The sequence below is a fragment of the Micromonospora sp. NPDC052213 genome, assembly GCF_040679695.1.
Classification (GTDB): domain Bacteria; phylum Actinomycetota; class Actinomycetes; order Mycobacteriales; family Micromonosporaceae; genus Micromonospora.
Window position 1 is genome coordinate 45,285 of sequence record NZ_JBFAVI010000038.1, and the last position, 3,450, is coordinate 48,734.

Genomic DNA, 3,450 nt, shown 5'->3' on the forward strand with positions numbered 1-3,450 from the left:
CAGGCCCCAGGGGTGGCCTGGCGGACGTCGCGCGTCCGGGGTGGCTCCCGCCGCCTCGCAGAATCCTCGGGAGGCTGCAGAGCTGGACGACGTGCTGAGCCGCTTGGACGACCCCCAGTCGTCGTTCGTCGACTGGGTTCGCCGGTACGCGGCCGGAGCCGGGAACCGGTGATCTGGGGCACCATGCGCAACGGTCGTGGGGCATTGGAGAGGTAGGTGAGGTTTGCCACGCCCGAGCCCCGCGATGGGCAGGCGGTCCGCCGTGCAACGGGATCGGCCCACCGAGGAATGTTTCGGAGTGGAACGATTGGCTCTGGTGTGTGCTGATTGCGCCGAGTAGTGTCTTGCCTCCAACGCGTTCCGCACCCCTCCGGAGGCGTACACCACCATGGGTGGCTTCCCCCTGCGCATCCTCGTCGTCGGCGCGGGCATCGCCGGCCTGTCCGTGGCCCGGGCGCTGCGGATGGTGGGCCTCCGGCCCGACGTCACCGAGAAGCTGCCCCCGGGCGAGAACGCCGAGACCGGGCTCTACCTGCCCGGCAACGCCGCCCGGGCGCTGCGCAGGCTGGACCTCGACGGGCCGGTCCGCCCGCTCGGGCAGGTCATCCACCGCCAGCGGTTCCTCGACGCGGCCGGGGCGCCGCTGTGCGAGGTGGACCTGGACGCGCTCTGGGCCGGCGTCGGCGAGTGCCGGGCCCTGCCCCGGTCGGAACTGCACCGGGTGCTGCTCACCGGGGCCGGCGGCGCCGTCCGGCACGGCGCCGAGGTGCGCACCCTCGACCTGCTGCCCCGGTCGGTCGGCGTCACCTTCGTCGACGGCACCGCCACCGAGTACGACCTGGTGATCGGCGCCGACGGGCTGCGCTCCACCGTCCGTGCCCTCGCCGCGCTCGGCGGCCCGCCCCAGCCCGCCGGCCAGGTCGTCTACCGCAGCGTGGTGCGCGGCGGCCCCCGGATCGCGGAGTGGACCGCCCTGCTCGGTCAGCGCGCCGGCTTCCTGGCCGTGCCGCTCGGCGCCGGGCGGCTGCACTGCTACGCCGACGAGGCCGGCACGGTCGCGCCGGCCGACCCGGTGGCCCGGCTGCGCGAGCTGTTCGGCGACTACGGCGGGCCGGTGCCGGAGGTCCTGGAGGTGCTGGACCGGGTGCACGTCGGGGTCACCGAGGAGGTGGAGCTGGGGCGCTGGTCCCGGGGGCGGGTGCTGCTCGTCGGCGACGCCGCGCACGCCACCGCCCCGACGCTGTCCCAGGGCGCGGCGATGGCGCTGGAGGACGCCGTCGTGCTCGCCGAGTCGCTCCGGACGGCCGGCGACGTCGAGGCCGCGCTGGCCGCGTACGAGAGTCGTCGTCGTCCCCGTACGCGATGGGTGCGGGACCGGACCCGAGACCGCAACCGGACCCGGGACGTGCCGCCGGCGCTGCGCGACCCGCTGCTGCGCGGGCGCGGCGGGCGGATCTTTGGCGAGCACTACCGACTGCTGCTCGGCCCGCTGTAGATCGCGGCGAGCCGCCCACCAGAGCGGGTGGCGCAGGTTACCTGACCACCCCACGCGGCGCAGCCACCTGCCGGGGACTATCCTCCTTGCGGATGACGGCCCGCAGATAACCAGCGCGTGCCGAGCGGGACAACCCAGAACCGGAGGCCACTCGTGACCACCGTCGCACCCAAGCCGGTCGTGACCCGGCCCTGGCCGGTCCGAGCGCCGGTCAAGGGGTCGGCCATCGCGCGGCTGCTGCGGACCACGGACGCGAAGCAGATCGGGATCATGTACATGGTCACCGCGTTCGTGTTCTTCATGATCGGCGGCCTGATGGCCCTGATCATGCGGGCCGAGCTGGCCCGACCCGGGCTGCAGTTCCTGTCGCCCGAGCAGTACAACCAGCTCTTCACCATGCATGGCACCGTCATGCTGCTGTTCTTCGCGACGCCGATCGTGTTCGCCTTCGCGAACTACATGGTGCCGCTCCAGATCGGCGCGCCCGACGTGTCGTTCCCCCGCCTGAACAGCTTCGCCTACTGGCTGTTCCTCTTCGGCGGCTCGATGACGATGGTCGGCTTCATCACCCCGGGTGGCGCCGCCGACTTCGGCTGGACCGCCTACGCGCCGCTGAGCGGCGTCGAGCACTCCCCGGGCGTCGGCGGCAACCTGTGGGTGATCGGCCTCGTCATCTCCGGTCTGGGCTCGATCCTCGGCGCGGTCAACCTGATCACCACGATCCTGACCCTGCGCGCTCCCGGCATGACGATGTTCCGGATGCCGATCTTCACCTGGAACATGCTGGTCACCAGCCTCCTGGTGATCCTGGTCTTCCCGCTGCTGGCCGCCGCGCTGATGGCGCTGGCCGCGGACCGCATCATGGGCTCCCACGTCTACGACCCGGCGACCGGCGGGCCGATGCTCTACCAGCACCTGTTCTGGTTCTTCGGTCACCCCGAGGTGTACATCATCGCGCTGCCGTTCTTCGGCATCATCAGCGAGATCATCCCGGTCTTCTCCCGCAAGCCGATCTTCGGCTACAAGGGCCTGGTCGCCGCGACCATCGCCATCGCCGCGCTGTCGATGAGCGTCTGGGCGCACCACATGTTCGCCACCGGCCAGGTGCTGCTGCCCTTCTTCAGCTTCCTGAGCTACCTGATCGCCGTGCCGACCGGTATGAAGTTCTTCAACTGGATCGGCACCATGTGGCGGGGCCAGGTCAGCTTCGAGACGCCGATGCTCTTCTCGATCGGCTTCCTGGTGACGTTCCTCTTCGGTGGTCTCACCGGCGTGCTGCTGGCCAGCCCGCCGCTCGACTTCCACCTGCACGACTCGTACTTCGTGGTGGCGCACTTCCACTACGTGCTCTTCGGCACGATCGTGTTCGCCGTGTTCGCCGGCATCTACTTCTGGTTCCCGAAGATGTTCGGCCGGATGCTCGACGAGCGGCTGGGCAAGGTGCACTTCTGGCTGACCATGATCGGCTTCCACACCACGTTCCTGGTGCAGCACTGGCTGGGCAACGAGGGCATGCCGCGCCGGTACGCCGACTACCTGCCCGAGGACGGTTTCACCAGCCTCAACATGATCTCCACGATCGGCGCGTTCCTCACCGGTATCTCGACGCTGCCGTTCATCTGGAACTGCTGGAAGTCGTACAAGGCCGGGCCGGTCGTCGAGGTCGACGACCCGTGGGGCCACGGCAACTCGCTGGAGTGGGCGACCAGCTCGCCGCCTCCGCTGCGGAACTTCGACCGGATGCCGCGGATCCGCTCCGAGCGGCCGGCGTTCGACCTCAAGTTCCCGGAGCTGGCCGCCGGGCAGACGCTGGCCGGCCCGCCGGAGGGCGGCGCCAAGCCGCTGACCAGCGAGTCCGACGGCGGCGCGAGCTACCAGGAGGATGTCGCCTCCAACGTCGACCGCCGCTGACGCTCACGCACCACGTACGACGGGCGCCGCCCCCACAAGGGGCG

General features: G+C 70.7%; 2 protein-coding genes. Both read left to right on the forward strand.

What is annotated here, in order from left to right; translation table 11 throughout:
• Positions 1 to 388: 388 nt before the first annotated feature.
• Positions 389 to 1,495: an FAD-dependent monooxygenase gene (locus AB0L34_RS12805; RefSeq protein WP_363704459.1), complete on the forward strand. Its 1,107-nt coding sequence runs from the start codon at positions 389 to 391 to the stop codon at positions 1,493 to 1,495.
• 153 nt (positions 1,496 to 1,648) lie between these two features.
• Positions 1,649 to 3,406: a cytochrome c oxidase subunit I gene (gene ctaD / locus AB0L34_RS12810; protein ID WP_363704461.1), complete on the forward strand. Its 1,758-nt coding sequence runs from the start codon at positions 1,649 to 1,651 to the stop codon at positions 3,404 to 3,406.
• The last annotated feature ends 44 nt before the right edge of the window (positions 3,407 to 3,450 follow it).

Bases quoted from the DNA above. Each gene is read 5' to 3' on its own strand.
- AB0L34_RS12805 (WP_363704459.1), top strand. From the start codon at position 389: ATGGGTGGCTTCCCCCTGCGCATCCTCGTCGTCGGCGCGGGCATCGCC.